Below are 22,967 nucleotides of genomic sequence, written 5' to 3' on the forward strand. Positions count from 1 at the left end.
AAAATTGCGTTGTAAGTGTCGAGATAAAATAGTATTTTTTAAAGGGGTAGAGGATCAATCCAAGAAAAAGGTAAAAAATAGTATGAGCCTATTTTCGCTAAAACTAAAGCAGAAGTTTCTGGGGGTCATTGTTCTGGTCGTTCTGATCGTTATGGTGGTGTCTTCCCTGGTGGTTTCCTATGTCACCTATAAACAGAATATCCATTCAGCCAACGACTCCGTTGCCAAGGGCCTTGCCATGGTCAAACTGAAAATTTCGGAACTGGAGGAAGATCTGATCCGGAAAACCGACCAGATGAATTCCTTGTTCAAGGTCAACGAAAACCTGAAGTTCCTGGCAGATTTCAAAAAAGAGTACGATCTGGGAATGACGGAACCCGCTTTTGTGGAGCTGGCCACCGCTCTTTTCACCACCGCTTCTTCCAATCATATCCAGAAGATGGCGGTCTACGACTCTGCCGGAGAGCTGGCCGCCTTTTTTCAGCAGCAAAAGGACGGCAAACTCCTGGTGGGATATTATTACGTTAACCCTGAAAAAGCATTTAAATATACCCTTGTGGAGAGTAACGTAGACCTGAAAAAAAGCGACTGGGAATCGGGAACCTCTGTTGCAAACCTGGAATTTCAGGTCTCCCGTTCCGGCATGATGGAGGCAAAAGACCTCAAGGAAGGCAGTTCCAAAGCGTCCATCATCAGGGAAGGCAGCCGCCTGGCCTTGGCCATTCTGGCTCCGGTGATGATGGAGGATTACAACAAGGAAACCGACAAGATGGAACCCAGGGTATTCGGATTCGCCGTTGTTTTAAAGTCCCTTGACCAGGCCTTTGTGGAGCAGACTTCCAAATTGACGGGCATGGGGGTGAACCTGTTTGCCGGAGACAAGTTTTCCCTGGGAACCGTTCCTGTAAACAAAAATCTCAACGAAGATACCTTTGGAAAATCCGGACAGGGGGAATGGAGCCTGGAAGGACAGGAACCCCTGCTGGGGACGATTCAGATTGGCCAGGAAAGTTATCTTGAGGGCCTGATACCGATTTTTGAGAACAATTCTCCTGCCGGAGCCATCATGCTGCTGACTTCAAACCGGACCGTAACAGACAACACCCTCCAGGTTTTTTATACCCTGGTGATTGTTTTTCTCTGCTGTATTGTTCTGATCATTCCTCTGGCCCTTTTCTTTGCCGGAACCCTGGTGAAATCCATTCTCAAGGTGACCTTCACCCTCAAGGACGTGGCAGAGGGGGAGGGGGACCTGACCAAACGGATCGAAATCCGGTCAAAGGATGAAATCGGGGAACTGGCCCAGTGGTTTAATCTTTTTATAGAAAGACTCCAGACCATGATATCCGATATCTCAAAGAGCCTGGAAGTCCTGTCCGGATCTGTACGGGAGGCCAAGGAGGAGTCCGGCCAGATTTCCCGGCAGTCCGGCGGAATGGTTGAGATTACCCAGAAAGTCACCTCTGCCACCGGCAGGATGAGTTCCGAAGTATCTTCCATTGCCGGCGTCATGGGCGAGGCTGCCGACAACCTGGACATCGTGGCCTCTTCCACCGAAGAGATGACGGCCACCATCAACGAGATTGCCAGGAACGCGGAAACGGCAAGGTCCATGAGCCTTGAAACGGGTCAAAGCATAGAGTCTGCCTCGGACAGGGTGAACCAGCTGGGCAAAGAGGCCGGCGAAATCGACGCCTTTACCGAGCTGATCAACGAGATCTCGGAACAGACCAACCTCCTTGCCCTCAATGCCACCATTGAAGCGGCCCGGGCCGGGGAAGCCGGCAAGGGGTTTGCCGTGGTGGCCGGGGAGATAAAGGAACTGGCCCGGCAGACCGCATCCGCCACCCAGGATATCAAGGAAAAGATAGAGAATATCAAATTGTCCTCGGGCTCCACCCAGGAGGAGATGACCCGGATAGCCAAGAGTTTCGGGGAGATGAACGACCTGGTAAACGATATTGCCTCGGCCATTGAAGAACAGTCGGTCACCACCAAGGAGATCGCAGACAATACCTCAACCGTTGCATCGGGCATCAGCAACGTTAACTCCACCATCGCCAATTTTGACGGACTGACCACGGATATTGCCGGAGACATGGAAAATGTGAACCGGGTCAGCGACGAGATGTCCGGGCATTGCCGCAATATTAACGGCGGTGCAGAAAAAATGACGTTTCAGACAGGGAAACTGGCAGACCTGGTCAAGAAGTTTGTCATTGAATAATGAAATTCAGCAATTGAAGAGGAATTGAATGGCTTTGACCGCAGATGATAAGCTGGGAAAAGTGCGGGAATTGATGACGACCCATGAAATCGCCGCCCTGGTGATTACCAGTTCCGATCCCCATCAGAGTGAATATCTGGCAGGCCACTGGCAGGCAAGGCAGTGGCTGAGCGGGTTCACCGGATCGGCAGGGACCGTCCTGGTGACCCCGGATCAGGCCCTGCTGTGGACGGATTTCAGGTATTGGATCCAGGCCCGGGCCCAGATCCGGGATTCCGAATTCCGGCTGGTCAAGCTCGGGGAGCCGGATGTCCCCCAGGTGGAGCAATGGCTTTTTGAAAATCTGGACCCGGGGGACCGGGTGGCCATGGATGGAAATGTGGTTTCCCTGGCCCAGATCCGGAAAGTTAAAAAAAAACTGGATGCCGGTAATATCCGGCTGGTAACGGATCTGGATCTGATCCGGGACGCCTGGCCGGACCGGCCCCTGCCGCCGAAAACCCGGGCCTGGGACTTTTCAACGGTCTATGCCGGAAAATCAAGGCAGGACAAGCTCGGGGAGATCCGAAAGGCCATGGCCGGATACGGAGCGGACCGGCATCTGATGACCGCCCTGGACGATATTGCCTGGACCTATAATCTCAGGGGAGAGGATATCCGGTCAAACCCGGTGAATCTGGCCTTTTCCATCATCGGTCCTGAAGAGGCTCTCCTGTTCATGGACCCGGCCAAGGTGGACAAGGATCTCGCGGCCCAACTGGCCGGGGAGGGGATTGATCTTCGTCCCTATGGAGATGTGGCCGGGGCCCTGAAGGGGATCCCGGACGGTCAGGGGATCTTGCTCGACCCTGAAAATACGGCCTTTTCCCTTTTTAATGCCGTGAATTCCAATTGCCGGATTATTGAAAAAACCGGACCGGCCCAGGAACTCAAGGCAATAAAAAATGAGATCGAAATCCGCCATACCCGGGAAACAGCGGTCAAGGACGGGTTGGCCGTGACCAATTTTCTGTTCTGGCTGGAACATTGGGACGGCCCGGTAAGCGAAATTTCTGCAGCGGAAAAACTCCGTGAATTCCGGCAGGAACAGCCTGATTTTCAGGATATCAGTTTTTCATCCATCATGGCCCAGGGAGAACACTCCGCCATCTGCCACTATTCAGCGGACAAAGAGAGTGATGTCCCTGTCACGGATAAGGGGATGTTTCTTACGGATTCCGGGGGAAATTATCTTACCGGCACCACGGACATCACCCGGACCCTCCATATGGGCACCCCTTCGGCCCGGGAAATCCAGGATTATACCCTGGTTCTCAAGGGCCATATTTCCGTGGCAACGGCTCTGTTTCCCCGGGGGACAAAGGGGTTTCAGATCGATACCCTGGCCCGCCAGTTTCTCTGGAAGCAGGGCATGAACTTCGGCCACGGCACCGGCCACGGGGTCGGATTTTTTCTCTCCGTCCACGAGGGTCCGGCAAGGATCAGCCCCCATCCCGTGGATGTGGAGCTCAAACCGGGCATGGTGCTGACCAATGAGCCCGGCCTTTACCGGGAGGGCCAATACGGGATCCGCCTCGAAAACATGGTCCTGGTCCGGGATTCCCATGAGACCGAGTTCGGCAGGTTTCTCAAATTCGAAAATCTGACCCTCTGCCATTTTGAGGCAAAGCTCATGGATAAGGAACGGCTCACCCGGGAGGAGATTGACTGGGTGAACATCTACCATGAAAATGTATATGAAAAATTAAGTCCCGGATTACAACCGGAAGTCAGGGAGTGGCTGAAGGGCAAGACCCTGAAAATAAATTAGATTTTAGAATCTGGATTTGCGGATGGCCTTTCAGGCCGCTATTTTTATAGCTGTTCTCAAAACAAAATTTCAATTACCGCCGGGAGGAGCAACGCTTTTGCGCTCATTCTCGAAAATCATCCATGATTTTCTCCGAGGAGGGATCCCTTCTCCTGCAGCGTCCTGCCGCCCGAAGGGATCCAATCCGCGAAAACCTTCACTCCTCCCTATCCTGCAACAGGGTCCAAATATAAGATAAAAATAAAGGAATTTGAGAACATCTATAGATTGGTGTCCGGCAGGGCATCCTTCAATCTAAAATCATCCTTCAAAAATCAAAAGTCTCCCTTGCGGAGGCCAGGGAGAAGGAGAAAGGCAAGGATCTGGAATTATAGGGGGTTTTTCCGGTCGGCCCATTTGGAAACTCTTGGGGCCTCATAGGTCATGAACTTCTGGATAAGTTGTTCAGGATCTCTTTCCACAATCAGCATGGGCCGATGGGCTTCCATGATGAACCCCTCTGCCGTTGCAAGATCCAGAAAAGACTTCAGATGGTCGTAATACCCAAGGACATTGAGCAGCCCGCAGGGTTTGCGGTGAAATCCGAGTTGGGTCCAGGTCAGGACTTCAAGGAGTTCCTCCAGGGTTCCCAGACCGCCGGGAAGGGCGATGAATCCGTCGGAGAGTTTCGCCATCAGGGCCTTTCTTTCATGCATGGATCCGACGATTTTCAATTCGGTAAGTCCGGGGTGGGACACCTCTTTGTCCACCAGGGCCTGGGGCATGACCCCGATGACCCTTCCCCCTCCCGCAAGCATGGTATCGGCAATGATGCCCATGATGCCCACACCGGCTCCCCCGTATACCAGGTCAAACCCCTGTTTCAGGAACTCCCGGGCCAGGGCTGCGGCGGCCCGGCCGTATTCAGGCCGGAGACCCGGGTTGGAACCGCAGTAAACACAGAGGGTCTTCATCCAAACTCCTTTTTGATCCAGGTCAGGCAGGTTAGGATCACGGATTCGTGAATATCCTGCCCGGTCCGGGGATCTGATTTGGGCAGTTTGAATGAATGATCCCCTCCCTGGATGATTTCCAGGGTATGGGATGAACTCATATCTTTCAGTACCGGTCTGAGCAGATCAAGATCACAGAAGGGATCCCGGGTCCCTTCCACAAAGAGCATGGGAACCTGAATCTCCTTCAGGGGGGCGTCCCGCAGCTGTTCTTTCCGGCCCGGGGCATGGAGGGGGTAGCCCAGAAAAATCAGGCCGTCCGGCTGGAGAAGTCCCTGGGCAGACGCCTGGGCCGCCATCCTTGCCCCCAGAGATTTTCCAGCCGCGATGAGTTGATTACAATGGGTCCGGGACCGGATAAAATCTGCAGCCCGGCACCAGGCACGGATGAGCCTGTGTTCCGGGTCCGGACTCTTTTTGCCTTTTTCCCGGTAGGGGAAATTAAATCTCAGGCAGGAATATCCCCGGGCAGACAAACCCTCGGCCCCGGCCGCCAGCAGGGCATGGTTCATATCGTTGGCGGCCCCGTGGGCAAAAACCACACCGATTCCCCTGTCCGGCTCTTTTGCCAGGGAGAGTATCCCGGAGATCTTTTCCCCGGAATCCAGATCAATGGAGATCTTTTCAGAATCCATTGAACTTATTTTCCGTTTGTATGGTTGGCGATAAAGTCCTTGACCATCATATCCCCCAATTCCTTTGACCGTTTGGTGGCCGACTCCACGGCATTGATCAGGGTGGTGCGGAGCCCCCCCTGCTCAAGGGTGTGAATGCCTGCGATGGCTGTGCCGCCCGGGGAGGCCACACGGTCTTTGAGCTGTCCCGGGTGTTCCCCGGATTCCATGAGGAGCTTGGCCGCTCCCAGGACGGTCTGGGTGGACAGAAACAGGGCGTTTTTTCTGGACAGTCCCATTTTAACCCCTGCATCGGCCATGGCGTCCACAATGGTGAAGATATAGGCCGGGCCGGATCCGCTCAGGCCCGTGAATGCGTCCATGAGAACGTTTTCCTCGATAAACACGGTCTTGCCCACGGAATCAAAGATGGCCCTGGCCATTTCCACGTCGTTTTCAAGGACAAACTCGCCGGCGGCAATGGCTGTGGCGCTCTCTTTAACAAAGGCGCAGATATTGGGCATGACCCGGATCAGCCTGAGTTCTTTGCCCAGGCCGGCGGCAATGGCCGCCAGGGGCACGCCTGCTGCAATGGAGATGATCAGTTTGGACATGTCCAAAGCCTCTGCCGTCTTGTTGAGCACGGCACCCAGGATCTGGGGTTTGGTAGCATAAACAATGATATCCGAGGTTTTGGCCACCTCGATATTATCCGTGGTAACGGATATGCCGTATTTGTTTTTGACCTGATCCAATTGTTCCCGGTCAATGTCGGAACAGATGATATCTTCGGGCCGGGCCGCTTTAGACAGGACCAGGCCGCTGATCAGGGCCTCTCCCATGTTTCCGCCACCGATGAACCCGATTTTTTTATCCGTCAGCATGGGTTTCAACTCCTTGTTGAGTATTAAAAGAAGGATTCATATTAAGGCCATGGGCAAAAAAGTGTCAAGACCTAAATCATAAAGCCAGACTGGCCAGGGCCCAGACGCCGAAGAGGATCAGGACAATACCGGTGATGCGGTTTGTCTTTTCCTGGATGTTCCGGGAAAGCCGGGTCCCGAGTCTTGCCGTTCCAAAGGTCAGGAGGATCCACCAGAGGGCCGACCCTGTAAACACCCCGGCAACCAGGATGGCTGAGGCGGTATACCCGTTATCCGAAGCGGCCAGGCCCAGTCCGGCGAATATGGCCATGAAAGCCATGATGGTCATGGGGTTGGTCAGGGTAAGGACCAGGGCCGACAGATAGGACATGGGATATCCCTTGAAATCCGAATCCGTTCCCTCTTTGCTCCCGGTCCCGGGCTTCAGGGCCTGCCATCCCAGAAAACAGAGAAACAGGCCCCCGATGGTGTGAAGTTCCGTTTTCATGTTTAAAAGGAATCCCGTGATAAAGGTGAGGCCGAATCCGGCCACAAATCCGTAAAAGGCATCGGCCGTGGCCGCGCCCAGGCCGGTGACCAGCCCGGCCGCAGGTCCCCGGGCCAGGCTCCTCTTGATGCATAAAAGCCCGATGGGGCCGATGGGTGCTGCAATGGAGAACCCGATGACAATGCCCTTGATTAGGTACTTGATTTCCATGTATGATCCTCAATGTCAATTTCAAAAATGGCGGGTTTTGGGGCGGCCATTTGATTTTGCGTTCTATTTTATCGGATTTCAGCCGGGCAGGTACATGGGGAAATCCTGGTTTTGCGTTGGAAAAACATTAAAATTTAAGGCTGGCCAGACATGGACTTTAAATTTCAAATTGTATTGGACTCCCTGGGAAAAGCCATTCTCCGGGAGCTTGAGGCAAATGCCAGGATCAGCTTCAGTGATTTGGGTCGGAAAGTGGGGCTGTCCAGCCCGGCCGTTACCGAGAGGGTGAGGAAGATGGAAGAGGCCGGAATCATCAAGGGATACCATGCGGTCATTGACCTGCCTCCCAGGAAGGAAAGCATCACCGCCTTTATCCGGCTGACCACGCTTCCGGAACGATATGCCCGGGTAAAAACCTTTCTGGAAAACCGGCCTGAAATTCTGGAATGCCACCATGTCAGCGGTGAGGAATCTTTCATGATCAAGGTTCTTGTCCCTTCGGTTCAGGATCTGGAAAAAATTGTTGAAAACCTGAGCCCCTTCGGCCAGACCCGGACATCTATTGTCCTTTCCTCCCCCCTGGTCAGATCCGGCCCCTGACCGGACCTGACCAATAAAATTTCCAGGAAATTACCGGCTCCCCTTCCACCGTCTTGACTATTCCCCGGGCAGTCCTATTTTATTCGTATGGCATGATTCTGTGAGGTCAGGCTAATTGTTTTAGCGAAATACCCTGGCCTGTGAGTCTCTATATAAAAACGGCAAGGCAGCCATGCCTTGAAAATAAAAGGTGATGATATGGAAAAATTTCAATGCGTAACCTGTGGGAAAATCTCGTCAAACAGGGGGGAGATCTGTAATGCCGGTTCTGACATCGGTTCGGTTTTTGTCTGCAGCGACTGCAGCAAAAGAAGCAGCCGGGCAGAAGATATCTGCAACCCCGTTGAAATGACCCCCTCCTTTTACTGCGGGAAATGCGGAAACTCTGCCGTTGAAGAAGGTGCCCTGTGCGATCCTCTTAAACTTTAAAACCACTCTAATATTGTCTTTTGGCCCGATTTTTTCGCTGCAGGAAAATTTTAATTCTTAAAGATGCCCATATGCGTATCCAGAATCCATTTCTTTTCCCCTGTCCAAATGATTTTTCCTGGACAGGGGAGACACAATCCTTTACAACTTGTCCGTAACGTGGTCTCTGTTGTGTATTGGATGGTCTGGGGGAAAGTTCAGTGTCTGAAAATCTCATTGTTCTGGCCGGGAAATCGGCCTATCGTCATATCCGGGAAAAGGGGCTGGACCCGTCAGATATCGATCTGGTTCTCGGGGCGTCCGGGGCGGCCAAGTGGCTGGCCATTTACGGACTCGATTCCGTTCTTTTTTCCCATTGGTTTAGAAACAGGAAAACTCCGCTGCATCTGTTCGGCACCTCCATCGGGGCATGGAAATTTGCCGCAGCTGCCCGGTCTGAACCGGAGATGGGATTTGCCAGTCTCAAGGATGCCTATATCCACCAATACTACAACGGAGATGTGACCCCTGCCAAGGTGTCCCGGGAATCCCGGCGGATCATGGACCTGTTTCTGACGGAAAAGACTGTTGACCAGGCTCTGTCACATCCCTTCTTGAGGATGGGGTTTTCCGCGGTCCGGTGTAAACATCTCATGGCGTCTGAATCCAATCTTCTCCAGGCCCTGGGCATGTTGTCCGCCTTTGATCTGAATCTTCTGTCCAGGAAGCTCCAGAGATTCTGCTATGAAAGAACCCTGTTCCATGATCCCCGGTACAATCCCCAAGTCATGGAATTAAACGATTACCCCACCCAGAGGGTTGCCTTGGACAAAAACAATTTTTCAAAGGCCCTTCTGGCTTCAGGCTCCATTCCCATGGTCATGAAAGGGGTAAAGGATATCCCGGATGCGCCCAGGGGAGTGTACCGGGACGGCGGGCTGTTGGACTACCATCCGGCCGTTCCCCTGGGACCGGATCAAAAAGGATTTATCCTCTACCCCCATTTTTATCCTGAAATCACGCCCGGGTGGTTTGACAAGAAATTTCCCAGGCGCCGGGTCAAGGGAGGGCTGGCCGACCGGTTCATCCTGCTGGCCCCTTCGCCCGAGTTCGTCGCCACTCTGCCCTTTGCCAGAATCCCGGACCGCCGGGATTTTGTCCGGCTCAAGGGCCAGGATGAGGTCAGGGTCAAAGCCTGGACCCGCGCTGCGGACATGAGCTATGCCCTGGGGGATGAATTCATGGAAAGTGTTCAAACCGGTTCCATCCGGGACCGGGTCAGGATGATCGCCTAGATTCTCAGTATAGGAATATTAAATTCATTTCTTAATTCAAATTAGAATAATCAATTTGAAAAGTTTCAGGACCTTCATCTATTAAAGATGTAAGTGCGCCAATTCTGCAGGATCTCCGGAAGCAATGTGCGTTCCACAAACCAGATGATATAAAGGAGAAAAAATGAATAGAACAATGAAATTGGTCCTGATATTTGTATTGTCCCTGTTGACGGCGGGATTCTGTTCTGCATCGGGGCTGGATGGATTTAAGGGGGAAAAGGGCGTTTTAAGAATTTCAGGGGGAACCGCCCATATCCCCGTGATGAAAGAGGCGGCCAAGAGAATCATGGCCTCTAATTCCGATATCCAGATCACCATTGCCGGTGGAGGGTCCGGTGCCGGCATCAAGCAGGTGGGGGAAGGTCTTGTGGATATCGGCAATTCCGGGAGAAAACCCAGTGAGGCTGAAGTGGGAAAATACGGCCTGTCCATGTACAAGTGGGCCGTTGACGGGGTGGCACCCATTGTGAATCCTAAAAATCCGGTAAAAGAATTGCTGGGAAAACAACTGAGGGACATCTTCTCAGGAAAAATCAGCAATTGGAAGGATCTTGGGGGCGAGGACCGGTCCATCAACCTCTATACCCGTGACAAATCCAGCGGCACCCGGTCTGTCTTCTGGAAAAAGGCTCTGAAAAAGGGGGATATCTCAGGGAAGGCCAATTTCGTGGCCTCCAACGGGGCAATGAAATCCGCCGTGAACAACGATCCCTATGCCATCGGTTATATGTCCGTGGGGTATATTGACGAAAGCGTCACCCCTGTTGCCCTGGACGGAGTGACCCCGAACCTTGATACGGTTAGGAGTGGAAAATACAAGGTGGCCCGGGGCCTTTACAGCAATACCCGGGGGGAGGCTTCAGGACTTGCCAAAAAATTCATCGACTTCCTGCTCAGCCCCCAGGGCCAGGAGATCGCTGCTGAAAAAGGCTTTATCCCCGTTAATTGATGGGGCTAAGGGACAGGATTCTGCGGTCCGTATTTTTATGGGCCGCTGTTTTAAGCTCTTTTGCGACCCTATCCGTATTCGGGTTTGTCGCCTTTCTGAGCCTGCCCGTGATGGAAAACGGGATGCTCGGGGAGATCCTGACCGGACCGTGGTCGCCTGACCATGGGCAATTCGGCATCTTCCCCATGATCATGGGCACCCTTTATATTGCTTCTCTGAGTTTGGTCATTGCCTTTCCCCTGAGTCTGGGCTGTTCCTTTTTTATCGAAATCGTCCGTCCCTCGGGGCCTGGAAAATTGGTAAAGAAAATGGTCCAGCTCATGACCGCCGTTCCAACGGTAATTTACGGATTTGTGGGGGTGTTCCTCCTGGTTCCCCTGGTACGGACGATTTTTTCCTACGGGTCCGGGATGTGCATTTTATCGGCCTCTCTCATGCTGGGTTTTTTAATTTCCCCGACCATGATCCTTTTCTTTTCCCAGAGTTTCGCCCGGGTTCCCAAGTCTTATCTGGATGCCGTGGATGCCCTGGGAGGAAGCCCCTTTCAGAAACTGATCCATGTGATCCTTCCCCAGGCCTGGCCCGGCATATTGACCGGGCTTATCCTGGCCTTTGGCCGGGCCATGGGGGATACCCTGATTGCCCTGATGATCAGCGGAAACTCCGTGGCTGCCCCTGGATCCCTTCTGGATTCGGCCCGGGCCCTCACCGCCCATATTGCCCTGGTCATTGCCGCGGATTTTGAGAGCGTGGAATTTACCACCATATTTGTCTCCGGCTCCATTCTTTACATGATTACGGGAATCGGGATTCTCCTGGCCCGGACCGGGAAGGCATCATGACAGGGGAACGGTTTGCCGACAAACTGCTCTCCCTGTTCTCCTGGGGCTGTGCAATCCTGCTTTTCGGGGGACTGGCAACCATAATCGGTTTTCTGATCCTCAGGGGATACAGGGCCCTCAACCTGGAACTCATCTTCGCCGATACCCGGGTCATGGATGCCCTGCTGCTGAAACGCCAGGTATTCGGTGGGCTTTTCCCGGCCATGGCCGGGACCCTTTTTCTGATTCTCCTGGCCATGGGATTTGCCCTGCCCACAGGGCTGGCTTCGGGGATTTTTCTGGCAGAGTATGCCCCGCCCCGGCTTAAAGCCTTTCTCGGACTGGTCTTTGACATCCTTGCCGGCATCCCTTCCATTGTGGTGGGATTGTTCGGATTCTCCATCACCGTATTCCTCCACCATTTTTTCTCCAGCCGGATCTATCCCTGTCTCTTGATCGCCTCCCTGTCCCTCTCATTTCTGGTCCTGCCCTATATTATCCGGACCACCCAGGTCGCCCTTGAAAGCCTTCCCCTGCAGCTCAGGCTGACGGCTCCCAGCCTGGGGGCCACCCAGCTTGAAAACATTTTCCATGTTCTTTTGCCCGCCTCCCTCTCGGACATCATTTCAGGGGTCGTCCTTGCCATTGGACGGTGCGCCGAGGACACGGCCGTGATCATGCTGACCGGGGTGGTGGCCACGGCAGGGGTGCCCGGATCAATTTTTTCAAGTTTTGAAGCCCTGCCTTTTTATATCTACTATACGGCATCGGAGTATGCAGATCAGAATGAACTGATCAAAGGGTATGGTGCGGCCCTCATTCTCCTGGCCATCTGTGCCGGGCTTTTTGCCCTGTCCCACTGGATCAAGAACCGGCTTGCTTTTCGGGCCGGGTTCAGGCATTAAAGTCAAATGGCCAATGAAACCATAATAAAGATACGGGATCTTAGGTTTTTCTATAAAACCCTGCCCGTTCTGGAAGGCATCCATGCGGATATTGCGGCAAATGCCGTGACCTCCATATCCGGTCCTTCGGGCCAGGGGAAATCCAGTTTTCTCATGGTCCTGAACCGGCTCTGGGAATCCGTTGAAGGGGCAGGGGTCAAGGGGCAGGTGAGTATCGATCTGGGAAAAGGATTTGAAGATATCTATGCCGACGATATGTCCCTTTCCCGGCTGCGCAGAAAGGTGGGCATGGTGTTCCAGGTGCCCAATCCCCTGCCCATGAGTATCTTTAAGAATATTGCATTCCCCCTGAAGCTGATCGGAGAAAAGAATCCGGGCGTCATCTCCCAAAAGGTCCGGACCGCGCTTGAACAGGCATTCCTCTGGGATGAGGTAAAAGACAGGCTTTCGGAAGATGCTGAAAAACTTTCCGGCGGCCAGCAGCAGCGGCTCTGCATTGCCCGCTCCCTGGTGCTTCAGCCCCGGGTTCTGCTCCTGGATGAACCCACCTCCTCCCTGGATGAAACCTCGGTCCGGGTCATTGAAGATCTTCTTCTGGAGTTAAAAAGCAGATGCACCATTATCCTGGTCTCCCATTACATGGACCAGGTGAAACGGATCGCCGACCACCGGCTGGTCCTGTCCCACAGAAAATTGAAAAAATTATGAGCTTTTTTGATAAGGCCCTAGATTTCCTTGACAACCCCCTGGTATATTTTTAAGAAAAAGGATATAGGATAGAGTTTAAAAAATTATTTCCAAAAGGATTGAACAATGAAAAGAGTAGGACTGGTCGGATGGCGGGGGATGGTGGGCTCGGTGCTCATGGAACGGATGACGGCGGAAGAAGATTTTAAAAAATTCACCCCCCTGTTCTTTACCACCTCCCAGGCCGGCCAGAAAGCACCCGATGTGGGCGTGGAGGCCCCTCCCCTCGTGGATGCCCATGATGTGGACGCCCTGATGGAGATGGACATCATCGTGTCCTGCCAGGGGGGGGGCTATACCGAGGCTGTCCGTCCCAGGCTTGAGGCAAACCAGTGGAAGGGATATTGGATTGATGCCGCATCTACCCTGAGAATGGATGAAAACAGCATTATTGTCCTGGATCCTGTGAACCTGAAGATAATCGAAGAGGGACTGGCCCGGGGAATTAAAAATTATATCGGCGGAAACTGTACGGTTTCCCTCATGCTCATGGCCCTGGGCGGGCTGTTTGAGAATGACGTTGTAGAATGGCTGACCTCCATGACCTACCAGGCTGCTTCCGGGGCAGGGGCCAAAAACATGGAAGAGCTGGTCGCCCAGATGCGGGCCATCGGAGAGGCCTCTTCAGATCTCCTGGATAACCCGGCCTCAGCCATTCTGGATCTTGACCGGACCGTGACCTCTGCCTTGCGCTCCCCGGATTTTCCCGTTGACAACTGGGGCGTGCCCCTGGGGGCCAGCCTGATTCCCTGGATCGACCGGGCCATGGACAACGGTCAGACCCGGGAGGAGTGGAAAGGGTTTGTGGAGACCAACAAGATCCTGGGAAGGTCGGATCGTCCCGTTCCCATAGACGGCCAGTGTATCCGTATCGGCTCCATGCGCTGCCACAGCCAGGCCTTTACCATCAAACTGAAAAAAGAGATCCCCCTGGATGAGATCAACTCCATGCTGGCCGAAAACAACGACTGGGTCAAACTCATCCCCAACCTGAAGGAAAACTCGGTCCGGGAACTGACCCCGGCAGCCGTAACCGGAACCCTCGCCGTCCCGGTGGGCCGGGTCAGGAAGATGACCCTGGGAGACCAATTCCTCACCGCTTTTTCCGTGGGAGACCAGCTGCTCTGGGGGGCGGCCGAACCGCTAAGGAGGGTGTTGAACATTATCCTATAAGGGGCAGTGTTCAAAACCAAAACAGGGAAAAAGAGTTCAGCCCATGCTGTCCGGGCTGTTTCTTTTTATATGAAAATGGATGCCGGTTCAGGGTATCGCCGGGTAAAACATAGTTCTGATAACATTAAAAAGGGAGAAGAAGGGATGACAAAAAGCTCCAGATTGATTTTGACTGTTCTGCTGATCGGGTTGGGGATTCACGGGTCTTGTGCCTGGGCCGAAGGGAGTTCGCCCGAAGCCGTTGCAAAGAAGTTTACCAAGGCCTATTTCATGCTGGATAATTCTATGGCCGGCTATCTCAGTGAAGATGCCCGGGTGGATGAAGAAGACAGGGACGCGGTGGAGGTCTATCTCAGAATCAAAGAGGTTGAGGCCGAGAATCGGGGATACGGCAGGAATTACCTGAGGATGCTTCCCCTTCTCATCAAGACCGAGGTAAAGGAGATGGACGATTCTTCCGCCTCTGTGAAGCTGGATGCGGTGATGATCCGGAGCATCAATCCCCTTTACAGAATCGTGGGATATATCTTCTGCCTGCTCCAGGAACATGAGGTCGAAACCGTCATCAATTTGATCAAGGAAGACGGGGAGTGGAAGATCGGTCCGGGCGCCTTTGATATGCCGGTGTAAGAATTCCATGCAATGGGTTGCCCTTCTGCCGGCAACCCATTCCATCTTCGGTTTTATACTCCCAGGCTTGCGCCGGATGTCACGGTTTTCCCCCGGCCTGGCCCGGGAGGTCCCCGGGCTTAATTCTTGACAAGCCTCGGTCTCTTCCTTTATCATTATCCATATAAATCCTAAAAATTTCGTCCTAGGCCCGGCATCTGGTATTGATGCGAATCCGGGTGGCCGGCAGGACATCGCCAAGACTCAATATCGCCTAAAACGGAGATATCATGGAAACCAATGATCTGTTATTCAAACCTGAAGAGACCTCTTTTACCGAAGATCCCGGGAAGTCCGGAGAATGTCTGTGGAAACTCCTCATTGTGGATGATGAACCGGATATTCACAGAACCACCAAATTTGTCTTAAAGGATTTTCAATTCGATGGGGCCGGCCTGGAATTTATATCCGCCTTTTCCGGGGCCGAGGCTGTGGAACTTATGAGATCCAACGGGGATATTGCCGTGGTCCTTCTGGACGTGGTCATGGAAACCAGCCATGCCGGGCTTGACTGTGCCCGGGAGATCAGGGAAACCCTGAAAAACAGGATGGTCAGAATCATCCTCCGCACCGGACAGCCCGGTGAGGCCCCGGAGCGCCGGGTCATCATAGATTATGATATCAATGACTATAAACATAAGACCGAACTTACGGCCCAGCGCCTGTTCACGGCCGTATATACCGGGATCCGGTCTTACCGGGACATGGTATCCATTGAAAAGAACCGGCAGGGACTCAAATATATCATTGAAGCATCCGGGGATTTTTTCAAGCAGCAGTCCGTTAAAAAACTGGCCAAGGGGGTCCTGACCCAGATCGCGGCCCTGTTTCGCCTCCAGAATTCTTTTTTCCTGAGCAGCCAGGGATTTACCCTGACCCGGGATGCAGAGGGCGAACTGGAACTCATCGCCGCCACCGGTCAATATGAAAAGGGAAGAGAGGATGAGATCCTCTTCCGCATCACACCGGAACTCAAAGACCAGCTCAGCCGGGTCACGGAAGAAAAGAAATCCGCTTATTTCGGGGACGACTATATCGGATATTTTCCCACACAGACGGACAAGCACCATATCCTTTACATGGAAAACTGCGGCAGGGAGCAGAGTCAGAACTACCGGGACCTGCTGGATCTGTTTGCCTATAACGTGGGCGTTGCCTTTGACAATACCTATTTGAATCGGGAGGTCCTGAATACCCAGCAGGAGGTCATCCATCTCCTGGGAGAAATCGTTGAAAACCGGTCAAAGGAAACCGCCTTCCACGTGGTCCGGGTGGCTGAAATCATCGGAGTTCTGGGAGAGGCCGTGGGTCTGCCTCCCGGCGAAAGGGAATTGATCAAGTCCGCTTCTCCCATGCACGACGTGGGCAAGATCGCCATACCCGATGTCATCCTGCTCAAGCCGGGAAGACTGACCCCCGAGGAAATTGAAATTATGAAGAGCCATACCGTTATCGGTTTCAAGATCCTCAGCAGTTCCAACCGGAAGCTTCTCAAGACGGCCGCCACCATTGCCCACAGCCACCATGAACGCTGGGACGGAAACGGCTACCCCCTTGGGTTGAAGGAAGATGCCATTCCCCTGGCCGGCCGCCTGACCTGTATCGCCGATGTCTTTGATGCCTTGAGCAGCAGCCGGGTCTATAAACCGGCCTGGTCCATGGAACGGGTCCTTGACTTTCTCAAGGAAAACAGGGGCTCTATATTTGATCCGAACCTGGTGGATGTGTTCATGGAAAATAAGGAAAGGATATATAAAATTAGAGAACAATATACAGCAGAAGCTTGCCCTGCCTGAAATAATTTTGGACAGGCTGCGGCCCTTTGTTTGCCCGGACTTAAAAATCCCTTTGTAATTTTTTGAATATAATGAGACAATACCCCCTGCTCGTGTTGACGGAACAATTCGTGCTAGGTCGATTGTCCGTAACCGCCATGGGAAACGGTTTTCTGGAACATTTTTTACAGAGGGGAGTATCATGAAAATACTGGTTGCCTACGATAAAAACACCTCATTTGCCAATGTCCTTGATACGGCCGTGAAAAGGGCTGCCCAGGATAATGCCTATGTATATCTGGTCAGAACCTGTTCCGAAGACGCCAAGGCCGATGAAATCGCCGAGCTGGATCACCGCCTCAATGAGATGATGGTCGAGGTTTTCAACAAGCAGGGCATCCAGGGCGAAACCCATATTCTGATCCGGGGATTGACACCGGGGGAAGATGTGGTCTCCTTTGCCGCGGAAAAGAACGTGGATGAGATCATCATCGGTATCAAGAAAAGATCCAGGGTGGGAAAGATGGTGTTCGGATCCACGGCCCAGTTCATTATCCTGGAATCCCATTGCCCGGTCCTGTCCGTAAAATAGACTTCCAAGCCCTTTCCCGAAAAGCAAGCCCAAAACCAGGCCAGGAAATTGTATGGACCGGATCCGGATAATTGCCAAAGGATCCGGCTGTCCCGGAATCAAAATCCAGCCTGAATTTTGTATTGCCTTTTTCGGTTTTCACCGAGTATAAAGATTCATTGTTGGCCTATAGTTCATAATCAGGATGCTGCCATGGCCCACCACCTGAACCGAAAAACAGCCTTTGCCGGCCTTACGGACCGGCTCAACAGATTCCCCCAGGGGGCTCCCCCATCCCCTCTCTTAAATAAGATCCTGGCCATGTTGTTTTCAGAAAAAGAAGCCGGACTGGTTTCCCAGCTTCCCATCCGGCCCTTTTCCCCTGAAAAGGCCGCAAAGATCTGGAAAATCCGCCTGGGCGAGGCCCGGAAGATTCTGGACCAGCTGGCCTCCCGGGCCATCCTTCTCGACATTGAGACCGAGGACGGGTTTGTCTATGTCCTGCCCCCTCCCATGGCCGGTTTTTTTGAATTTTCCATGATGCGGGTGAGGCATGATGTGGATCAGAAAGCGTTGAGCGAGCTCTTTTACCAGTATTTGAACGTGGAAGAAGATTTTGTCAGGAATCTGTTTGCCCAGGGGGAAACCCAGCTGGGCAGGGTCTTTGTCAATGAGCCCGCGCTCCCCGACGGGGACTCCATTCAGGTGCTCGATTATGAGAGGGCCTCCCAGATCATCTGCACCGCTTCCCACATGGGCATCAGCCTATGCTATTGCCGCCATAAAATGGCCCATGTCAACCGGGCCTGTGACAATCCCCTGGAGATATGCATGACCTTCAACACTTCTGCCGCTTCCCTGATCCGGCACGGCCACGCCCGGCAGGTGGACAAGGAGGAAGGGCTGGAACTCCTTGCCCAGGCCCATGAGCACGGCCTGGTCCAGTTCGGGGAAAATGTCAGGGAAGGGGTCAATTTTATCTGCAACTGCTGTGCCTGCTGTTGTGAAGCCATGATCGCGGCAAGGAGATTTGCCCTGCTCCACCCGGTCCATCCCTCCAATTTTATCCCAAAGATCAATCCGGATTCCTGCACCGGGTGCGGCAAATGCGCGGCAGCCTGTCCGGTGGAGGCCATGGCCCTGGTATCGGCCAACGATCCCCGTCAGCCCAAACGCAAAAAAGCCCTTCTCAATCCGGATATCTGCCTGGGCTGCGGCCTCTGTGTCCGGGCCTGCGACCGGAACAGTCTTGAGCTTGAGCCCCTTGCCCGTCGGGCAATCACTCCCATGAACGGCGCCCACCGGGCCGCGGTCATGGCCCTGGAAAGGGGCTCCCTCCAGAATCTGATCTTTGACAACCAGGTGCTTTACAGCCACAGGGCCCTGGCAGTCCTTTTGGGGGTGATTCTCAAACTTCCGCCCCTCAAGCAGGCCCTGGCCCTGAAACAGGTGAAATCCAGGTACCTTGAAACCCTGGTCTCCTATTTTGAAGGATCGGATGCTGTCTGACCTTCCCACCTGGTTTTTATCCATGCCGGGATTGCTATTCTTTATAATCTGGAATATTAAAAAGGGCTTTAAACCATTATCCTTTTTAATTTTATATAGGTGTTTGAATTGTGGGAAAGAACAACAGGAACAAATCTTTATCCGGGTTGATTTCCGGGACATCGGCCTTTCTGATCTGGGGGCTTTGCCCGGTCTACTGGAAGGTCCTTTCCCATGTGCCGGCCATTGAGACCATCACCCACAGGATTGTCTGGTCTTTTCTCTTTCTCTTGCCGGTCATCTATTTCCAGGGGAACTGGAAGGTTCTGATCCGGACCTTTAGATCATTGAAAACCCTGGGACAGCTCAGCGTCACCACTCTGCTGGTGGCTGCGAACTGGTTTCTTTTCATCTGGGCGGTGAACAACGATCTGATCCTTCAGACCAGCCTGGGCTATTATATCAATCCCCTGGTCAACGTGCTCTTCGGCATGCTCTTTCTCAAGGAAAAATTGAGAAAATTTCAGGTTCTTGCCGTTTTCATCGCCGGAGCCGGGGTGCTCTACCTGACCTGGCAGTACGGGGCCTTCCCCTGGATTGCCGTCATCCTGGCCGTTACCTTCGGCTCCTACGGACTGATCAGGAAAATACTCGACCTGGACCCGGCCGTGGGCCTGGCCGTTGAAACCCTGATTCTGACCCTTCCCGGGCTTATCTATCTGTTCTGGCTGGAAAAGAATGGAACCGCCACTTTTCTTCATGTCAATACCTTCACCGACATTTTCCTGATCGGGACGGCCCTGCTCACGGCCCTGCCCCTGCTGCTGTTCAACATGGGGGCCCGGCGGCTCAGGCTGGCCACCCTCGGATTTCTCCAATACCTTGCCCCGAGTGTCACCTTTCTTCTGGCCGTATTTGTATATAAAGAACCCCTGTCCGGCCATCAATTCATTGCCTTTGTGTTTATCTGGACCGCCCTTGCCGTATATACGGCAGATTCCGCCCGGGAGTTCAGGGGAAAATAGCCCCCCGGGAAAACCGGGTTGACAAGGGGATCGGTTTCTATTATCGTTTATTTACGATTAACGATAATAGAAGTGAGTTCCAGATGAATATTGAAGAGCAAGCTGCTGTTTTCAAGGCCCTGGGCCATCCCACCCGGTTGAAGATCGTCCGGCACCTGATTGAGATCAATACCTGCGTCTGTAAAGAGATCGTCAATATCTTTCCCTATTCCCAGTCCACCATCAGCCAGCATCTTAAGCATCTCAAGGCATGTGGAATTGTCTGCGGCGAAGTCGAAGGCCCCAAAACCCATTTCTGTGTGGACAGGCAGGTGTTAAAGAAAGTCAAAGAGTATGTAAAGGATCTTTAGCCATGGACAAGACCAAACAAAAAAAGAGTGAGGCTCCCGGCCCTTCGGGTTTCTCGGGCCGGAATCTCAGTATCCTGCCGTCCATGCCCTCCCAGGAGAATTCAGACCTGTCCTGCTGCGGCAGCGGGGTGCGGGAACCTGCTCTTCCCGGGGATCAAAAACCCGGGTATGCGCTCTGTTCCCATGTCGAGGATTTTCTGCCCACCCATGCCGGCCGGGTGCCTATAATCAAAACACGCCTGAACCGGGAGGACCTGTTTTCAACCTTTTATGTCCGGTGCGGGATCGGGCGGGATGATTATCGGGTGGCCCCAGGTCTTTACGCCGTGGGAAAACCGGACCGGGAATCCGAAGTTCTTGTGACGGCGAACTTTAAGCTCACCTTTGACCATGTAAGGAAAAATTTAAAGGAGGTCGACGCCTGGATCCTGGTTCTGGATACCTGGGGTGTCAATGTCTGGTGCGCCGCCGGGAAAGGCACCTTTTCCACGGGGGAACTGGTCAGCAGAATCGAAACATCATGCCTGGATAAGGTGGTGGATCACCGCAGGGTCATTGTTCCCCAGCTCGGGGCCACCGGAGTTTCGGCCCGGGCCGTGAAAAAGGCCTCGGGCTTCAGGGTGGTCTACGGCCCCATCCGGGCCAGGGATATTCCCAGGTTTCTGGAAAACAGAAGAAAGGCGGATCCTGCCATGCGGAGGGTGACCTTCCCGCTTTACGAACGCTTTATCCTGACTCCGGTTGAGATCAAAATCGCCCTCAAGCCGGCCCTGATCACCGCCATTGTCCTGATCCTCCTTTCAGGCATCGGCCCGGGAGTGTTCTCCTTTTCAGGAGCCTGGGAAAGGGGGATGGCAGCCATTGCCGCCCTTGTTACGGGCATCCTGGCAGGGGGCTTTGTCACCCCGGTTCTTCTGCCCTATCTTCCCTTCAGGGCCTTTGCCCCCAAGGGGATCATCATTGGAAGCGCGGCATCGGTTTTGTTATTATTGATGTCAACCCATGAAACAGACTCCCTATCCCGGATTTTGGCCCTTTTTCTGTTCAGCACGGCGGTCTCTTCCTATCTGGCCATGAACTTCACCGGGGCCACCCCCTTTACTTCGCCTTCCGGGGTGGAAAAGGAGATGAAACAATTCATTCCGGTCCAGGCCGGGGCCCTGGCAATTTCTCTGGGCTTATGGATCTATTCTGCATTTTAAAGGACAGAACATGAAAAATTTAAGATACCTGGATGATGTGTCCAGTCTGGTCCTTGACCGGGATCTCTGCATCGGATGCGGCCTGTGTACGCAGGTCTGTCCCCAGGAGGTCTTTGAAATGGAGGAGAACAAGGCCTCCATTGTTGATTTCAACGCCTGTATGGAGTGCGGGGCCTGTGTGAACAATTGTCCCTCTGGGGCCCTACAGGTCAGCCCCGGGGTAGGCTGAGCCTCCTATATTATCCAGGTCTGGATAAAAGGGAAAGAAAATGCCTCCTGCGGGGGGGATGCAGGCTGCTGTTGATCATGTTTCCTGATACCTGAGGAAAAACCCCAGTCCGACAAGGATGAGCACCAATCCCATGACGGATTCCCAATTGGGGGGGGCAGCCCCCAGAAAGACAAGTCCCCCCAGCAGGGCAAAGATCACCTCGCTGGACTGGGTGGCATCCACTGCGGCCAGCTCATTTGAGTTGGATGCCCGGTTGCGGGCGAACAGAAAAATGCTGGTGGCGAACACCCCTGAAAAGAGGGCCACCAGAGAGGTGTTGATCACCTGGGACAGGCTGGGAGGCGGAGGTCGTGTGATCAGGACCAGGCAGATCCACAGGGGGAATGATCCAAGGGTCATGAGAAGCACCTTGTTGAAAACATTGTTCAGAACCCCGGATCTGATCCGGGGCAGCTTTTTATGGGTCCCGTTCTGGGCTTCCCAGACCAGCTGATTGCCAAAGGGGTAACAAAAGGCCGCTATCCCCACGGGAAGTCCCCCCAGCATCAATGCCCCCAGATTAAAATCTTCAATTTGGGATAGATTCACCAGGACCACACCCAGAAAGATGAGGGATGAAAAAAACCATATTTTTTTGGGGAATGACCGGCCCAATGCCAGAAATATAAAAAGGCTGGCAACAATGGTAAACTGCCAGGTGGCTGCGATTACCCATCCCGGAGAAAAATCGGCGGCAAAGCAGATCAGTGCATAAAATCCCCCAAATCCGATGCCTCCGGCCGTGATCCAGAACTTCCAATGGGAGAAAAACAGGTGAAAAACCTCTCTCAGCTGTTTCATCCCCCCACTGAGCAGAATGATCAGGATCAAAAACAGGGTCATGAACACATACCGAAGGGAAGCAGACCAGACCCAGTCTCCCCCTTCCAGGCTCATGGCCTCGTTGAGGATAAAGGTGGTGCTGAAAAAAGCACCGGACAGGATTCCCAGAAAGATCAGTCGAATCATGGATATGTCACCCGTTTAAAAAGTGTTCAAGTGCTGAAAATCCCTTATCCCGGGTTTAAGGCGGTCCGCACTGGTGCCTTGTTTGATCGGAACGATTAGGAAATAAGGTATGCCTCCGCCTTTTCAGGATCATTGAAAACCCTGTACTTAAACGGGAGCACTTTGGCCATGGTCACAAACATCTCTGCGATGGCCTTGTTCATCTTTCCCGGTACGAGAAGGGATGACCGGTCGGCAAAATTCTTTTTTTCAGGTTTATAGAGGCGCAAAACCCCGATAATCTCCTTGAGATCTCCAATGGACAGCCCCATGCTCCCCTGGGTTAAATCCCAGTAGGTGTGCTTTTCCAGGAATTGAGGATGATGCAGGATTTCTGACATGACTGTGATGAGCTGGGATTTAACAATCAACCCGGATATGGTTATTTTGATGTACTTCTCATGGGACGGGTCTAATGTAAAATCCATTCAATTCTCCAGGGCA

At 53.1% G+C, this 22,967-nt stretch carries 24 protein-coding genes; 18 read left to right on the forward strand and 6 right to left on the reverse strand.

The window, feature by feature from the left end; translation table 11 throughout:
* The first annotated feature begins 82 nt into the window (after nucleotides 1-82).
* Nucleotides 83-2,227 (forward strand): methyl-accepting chemotaxis protein, encoded by a 2,145-nt coding sequence (locus F608_RS34975; RefSeq protein WP_022666761.1) that lies wholly within the window; start codon nucleotides 83-85, stop codon nucleotides 2,225-2,227.
* A 28-nt stretch (nucleotides 2,228-2,255) separates the two neighbouring features.
* On the forward strand, nucleotides 2,256-4,037 hold the full coding sequence (locus F608_RS0116535; RefSeq protein WP_022666762.1) for an aminopeptidase P family protein: 1,782 nt from the start codon (nucleotides 2,256-2,258) through the stop codon (nucleotides 4,035-4,037).
* A gap of 368 nt (nucleotides 4,038-4,405) precedes the next feature.
* On the opposite strand, the gene F608_RS0116540 is transcribed toward F608_RS0116535, so the two are convergent.
* The 4 genes from F608_RS0116540 to F608_RS0116555 all read right to left on the reverse strand — a co-directional run bounded on the left by F608_RS0116540 (nucleotide 4,406) and on the right by F608_RS0116555 (nucleotide 7,224).
* Complete coding sequence (locus F608_RS0116540) at nucleotides 4,406-4,990, reverse strand: LOG family protein (protein WP_022666763.1); 585 nt, start codon at nucleotides 4,988-4,990, stop codon at nucleotides 4,406-4,408.
* Nucleotides 4,987-5,664, reverse strand: a complete 678-nt coding sequence (locus tag F608_RS0116545) for an alpha/beta hydrolase family protein (RefSeq protein ID WP_022666764.1) — start codon at nucleotides 5,662-5,664, stop codon at nucleotides 4,987-4,989. Before F608_RS0116545 ends, F608_RS0116540 begins: the two co-directional genes overlap by 4 nt.
* Before the next feature lie 5 nt (nucleotides 5,665-5,669).
* Nucleotides 5,670-6,527: a pyrroline-5-carboxylate reductase gene (gene proC / locus F608_RS0116550; RefSeq protein WP_022666765.1), complete on the reverse strand. Its 858-nt coding sequence runs from the start codon at nucleotides 6,525-6,527 to the stop codon at nucleotides 5,670-5,672.
* Between the two features lie 76 nt (nucleotides 6,528-6,603).
* Entirely contained in the window at nucleotides 6,604-7,224 is a 621-nt protein-coding gene (locus tag F608_RS0116555) for a LysE family translocator (protein ID WP_022666766.1), read from the reverse strand.
* Nucleotides 7,225-7,374: 150 nt separating this feature from the next.
* On the opposite strand from F608_RS0116555, the gene F608_RS0116560 reads away from it, so the two are divergent.
* The 16 genes from F608_RS0116560 (at nucleotide 7,375) to hgcB (ending at nucleotide 21,548) form a co-directional block, all read left to right on the forward strand.
* Complete coding sequence (locus F608_RS0116560; protein WP_022666767.1) at nucleotides 7,375-7,824, forward strand: Lrp/AsnC family transcriptional regulator; 450 nt, start codon at nucleotides 7,375-7,377, stop codon at nucleotides 7,822-7,824.
* Between the two features lie 198 nt (nucleotides 7,825-8,022).
* The gene (locus F608_RS0116565; protein ID WP_027362836.1) at nucleotides 8,023-8,253 is read left to right on the forward strand and encodes a hypothetical protein; all 231 of its coding nucleotides are present in this window, start codon (nucleotides 8,023-8,025) and stop codon (nucleotides 8,251-8,253) included.
* Between the two features lie 200 nt (nucleotides 8,254-8,453).
* The gene (locus tag F608_RS0116570; RefSeq protein ID WP_022666769.1) at nucleotides 8,454-9,527 is read left to right on the forward strand and encodes a patatin-like phospholipase family protein; all 1,074 of its coding nucleotides are present in this window, start codon (nucleotides 8,454-8,456) and stop codon (nucleotides 9,525-9,527) included.
* Nucleotides 9,528-9,690: 163 nt separating this feature from the next.
* Entirely contained in the window at nucleotides 9,691-10,518 is an 828-nt protein-coding gene (locus F608_RS0116575; RefSeq protein WP_027362837.1) for a phosphate ABC transporter substrate-binding protein, read from the forward strand.
* A complete protein-coding gene (locus tag F608_RS0116580) occupies nucleotides 10,518-11,360 on the forward strand; it encodes a PstC family ABC transporter permease (RefSeq protein WP_033398504.1) in 843 nt (280 codons plus the stop codon). Before F608_RS0116575 ends, F608_RS0116580 begins: the two co-directional genes overlap by 1 nt.
* Complete coding sequence (locus tag F608_RS0116585; protein WP_022666772.1) at nucleotides 11,357-12,244, forward strand: PstA family ABC transporter permease; 888 nt, start codon at nucleotides 11,357-11,359, stop codon at nucleotides 12,242-12,244. The genes F608_RS0116580 and F608_RS0116585 overlap by 4 nt, the downstream gene beginning before the upstream one ends.
* A gap of 6 nt (nucleotides 12,245-12,250) precedes the next feature.
* The gene (locus tag F608_RS0116590) at nucleotides 12,251-12,952 is read left to right on the forward strand and encodes a phosphate ABC transporter ATP-binding protein (protein WP_022666773.1); all 702 of its coding nucleotides are present in this window, start codon (nucleotides 12,251-12,253) and stop codon (nucleotides 12,950-12,952) included.
* Between the two features lie 105 nt (nucleotides 12,953-13,057).
* Nucleotides 13,058-14,164: an aspartate-semialdehyde dehydrogenase gene (asd, locus tag F608_RS0116595; RefSeq protein ID WP_022666774.1), complete on the forward strand. Its 1,107-nt coding sequence runs from the start codon at nucleotides 13,058-13,060 to the stop codon at nucleotides 14,162-14,164.
* Between the two features lie 144 nt (nucleotides 14,165-14,308).
* Nucleotides 14,309-14,794, forward strand: a complete 486-nt coding sequence (locus F608_RS0116600; RefSeq protein WP_153307528.1) for a hypothetical protein — start codon at nucleotides 14,309-14,311, stop codon at nucleotides 14,792-14,794.
* 269 nt (nucleotides 14,795-15,063) lie between these two features.
* A complete protein-coding gene (locus F608_RS0116610; protein ID WP_022666777.1) occupies nucleotides 15,064-16,629 on the forward strand; it encodes a response regulator in 1,566 nt (521 codons plus the stop codon).
* Between the two features lie 181 nt (nucleotides 16,630-16,810).
* Complete coding sequence (locus F608_RS0116615; RefSeq protein ID WP_022666778.1) at nucleotides 16,811-17,200, forward strand: universal stress protein; 390 nt, start codon at nucleotides 16,811-16,813, stop codon at nucleotides 17,198-17,200.
* 192 nt (nucleotides 17,201-17,392) lie between these two features.
* A complete protein-coding gene (locus F608_RS0116625) occupies nucleotides 17,393-18,688 on the forward strand; it encodes a 4Fe-4S binding protein (protein ID WP_022666780.1) in 1,296 nt (431 codons plus the stop codon).
* Nucleotides 18,689-18,798: 110 nt separating this feature from the next.
* Entirely contained in the window at nucleotides 18,799-19,692 is an 894-nt protein-coding gene (gene rarD / locus F608_RS0116630) for an EamA family transporter RarD (RefSeq protein WP_022666781.1), read from the forward strand.
* A gap of 83 nt (nucleotides 19,693-19,775) precedes the next feature.
* Entirely contained in the window at nucleotides 19,776-20,042 is a 267-nt protein-coding gene (locus tag F608_RS0116635; protein ID WP_022666782.1) for an ArsR/SmtB family transcription factor, read from the forward strand.
* A 2-nt stretch (nucleotides 20,043-20,044) separates the two neighbouring features.
* The gene (hgcA, locus tag F608_RS0116640; protein WP_022666783.1) at nucleotides 20,045-21,244 is read left to right on the forward strand and encodes a mercury methylation corrinoid protein HgcA; all 1,200 of its coding nucleotides are present in this window, start codon (nucleotides 20,045-20,047) and stop codon (nucleotides 21,242-21,244) included.
* A gap of 10 nt (nucleotides 21,245-21,254) precedes the next feature.
* On the forward strand, nucleotides 21,255-21,548 hold the full coding sequence (gene hgcB, locus F608_RS32325) for a mercury methylation ferredoxin HgcB (protein ID WP_250697400.1): 294 nt from the start codon (nucleotides 21,255-21,257) through the stop codon (nucleotides 21,546-21,548).
* On the opposite strand, the gene F608_RS0116650 is transcribed toward hgcB, so the two are convergent.
* Both F608_RS0116650 and F608_RS0116655 read right to left on the reverse strand, forming a co-directional pair.
* A complete protein-coding gene (locus F608_RS0116650) occupies nucleotides 21,549-22,484 on the reverse strand; it encodes a DMT family transporter (protein ID WP_022666784.1) in 936 nt (311 codons plus the stop codon). It lies immediately after the preceding gene.
* A gap of 95 nt (nucleotides 22,485-22,579) precedes the next feature.
* Nucleotides 22,580-22,951: a hypothetical protein gene (locus F608_RS0116655; protein WP_022666785.1), complete on the reverse strand. Its 372-nt coding sequence runs from the start codon at nucleotides 22,949-22,951 to the stop codon at nucleotides 22,580-22,582.
* Between the last annotated feature and the right edge of the window lie 16 nt (nucleotides 22,952-22,967).

This window comes from Desulfospira joergensenii DSM 10085 (assembly GCF_000420085.1).
Taxonomy (GTDB): domain Bacteria; phylum Desulfobacterota; class Desulfobacteria; order Desulfobacterales; family Desulfobacteraceae; genus Desulfospira; species Desulfospira joergensenii.

Coding starts and splice junctions, on each gene's coding strand:
- F608_RS34975 (WP_022666761.1), top strand. CDS start 83: ATGAGCCTATTTTCGCTAAAACTAAAGCAGAAGTTTCTGGGGGTCATT.
- F608_RS0116535 (WP_022666762.1), top strand. CDS start 2,256: ATGGCTTTGACCGCAGATGATAAGCTGGGAAAAGTGCGGGAATTGATG.
- F608_RS0116540 (WP_022666763.1), bottom strand. CDS start 4,990: ATGAAGACCCTCTGTGTTTACTGCGGTTCCAACCCGGGTCTCCGGCCT.
- F608_RS0116545 (WP_022666764.1), bottom strand. CDS start 5,664: ATGGATTCTGAAAAGATCTCCATTGATCTGGATTCCGGGGAAAAGATC.
- proC (WP_022666765.1), bottom strand. CDS start 6,527: ATGCTGACGGATAAAAAAATCGGGTTCATCGGTGGCGGAAACATGGGA.
- F608_RS0116555 (WP_022666766.1), bottom strand. CDS start 7,224: ATGGAAATCAAGTACCTAATCAAGGGCATTGTCATCGGGTTCTCCATT.
- F608_RS0116560 (WP_022666767.1), top strand. CDS start 7,375: ATGGACTTTAAATTTCAAATTGTATTGGACTCCCTGGGAAAAGCCATT.
- F608_RS0116565 (WP_027362836.1), top strand. CDS start 8,023: ATGGAAAAATTTCAATGCGTAACCTGTGGGAAAATCTCGTCAAACAGG.
- F608_RS0116575 (WP_027362837.1), top strand. CDS start 9,691: ATGAATAGAACAATGAAATTGGTCCTGATATTTGTATTGTCCCTGTTG.
- F608_RS0116580 (WP_033398504.1), top strand. CDS start 10,518: ATGGGGCTAAGGGACAGGATTCTGCGGTCCGTATTTTTATGGGCCGCT.
- F608_RS0116585 (WP_022666772.1), top strand. CDS start 11,357: ATGACAGGGGAACGGTTTGCCGACAAACTGCTCTCCCTGTTCTCCTGG.
- F608_RS0116590 (WP_022666773.1), top strand. CDS start 12,251: ATGGCCAATGAAACCATAATAAAGATACGGGATCTTAGGTTTTTCTAT.
- asd (WP_022666774.1), top strand. CDS start 13,058: ATGAAAAGAGTAGGACTGGTCGGATGGCGGGGGATGGTGGGCTCGGTG.
- F608_RS0116600 (WP_153307528.1), top strand. CDS start 14,309: ATGACAAAAAGCTCCAGATTGATTTTGACTGTTCTGCTGATCGGGTTG.
- F608_RS0116610 (WP_022666777.1), top strand. CDS start 15,064: ATGGAAACCAATGATCTGTTATTCAAACCTGAAGAGACCTCTTTTACC.
- F608_RS0116615 (WP_022666778.1), top strand. CDS start 16,811: ATGAAAATACTGGTTGCCTACGATAAAAACACCTCATTTGCCAATGTC.
- F608_RS0116625 (WP_022666780.1), top strand. CDS start 17,393: ATGGCCCACCACCTGAACCGAAAAACAGCCTTTGCCGGCCTTACGGAC.
- F608_RS0116635 (WP_022666782.1), top strand. CDS start 19,776: ATGAATATTGAAGAGCAAGCTGCTGTTTTCAAGGCCCTGGGCCATCCC.
- hgcA (WP_022666783.1), top strand. CDS start 20,045: ATGGACAAGACCAAACAAAAAAAGAGTGAGGCTCCCGGCCCTTCGGGT.
- F608_RS0116650 (WP_022666784.1), bottom strand. CDS start 22,484: ATGATTCGACTGATCTTTCTGGGAATCCTGTCCGGTGCTTTTTTCAGC.
- F608_RS0116655 (WP_022666785.1), bottom strand. CDS start 22,951: ATGGATTTTACATTAGACCCGTCCCATGAGAAGTACATCAAAATAACC.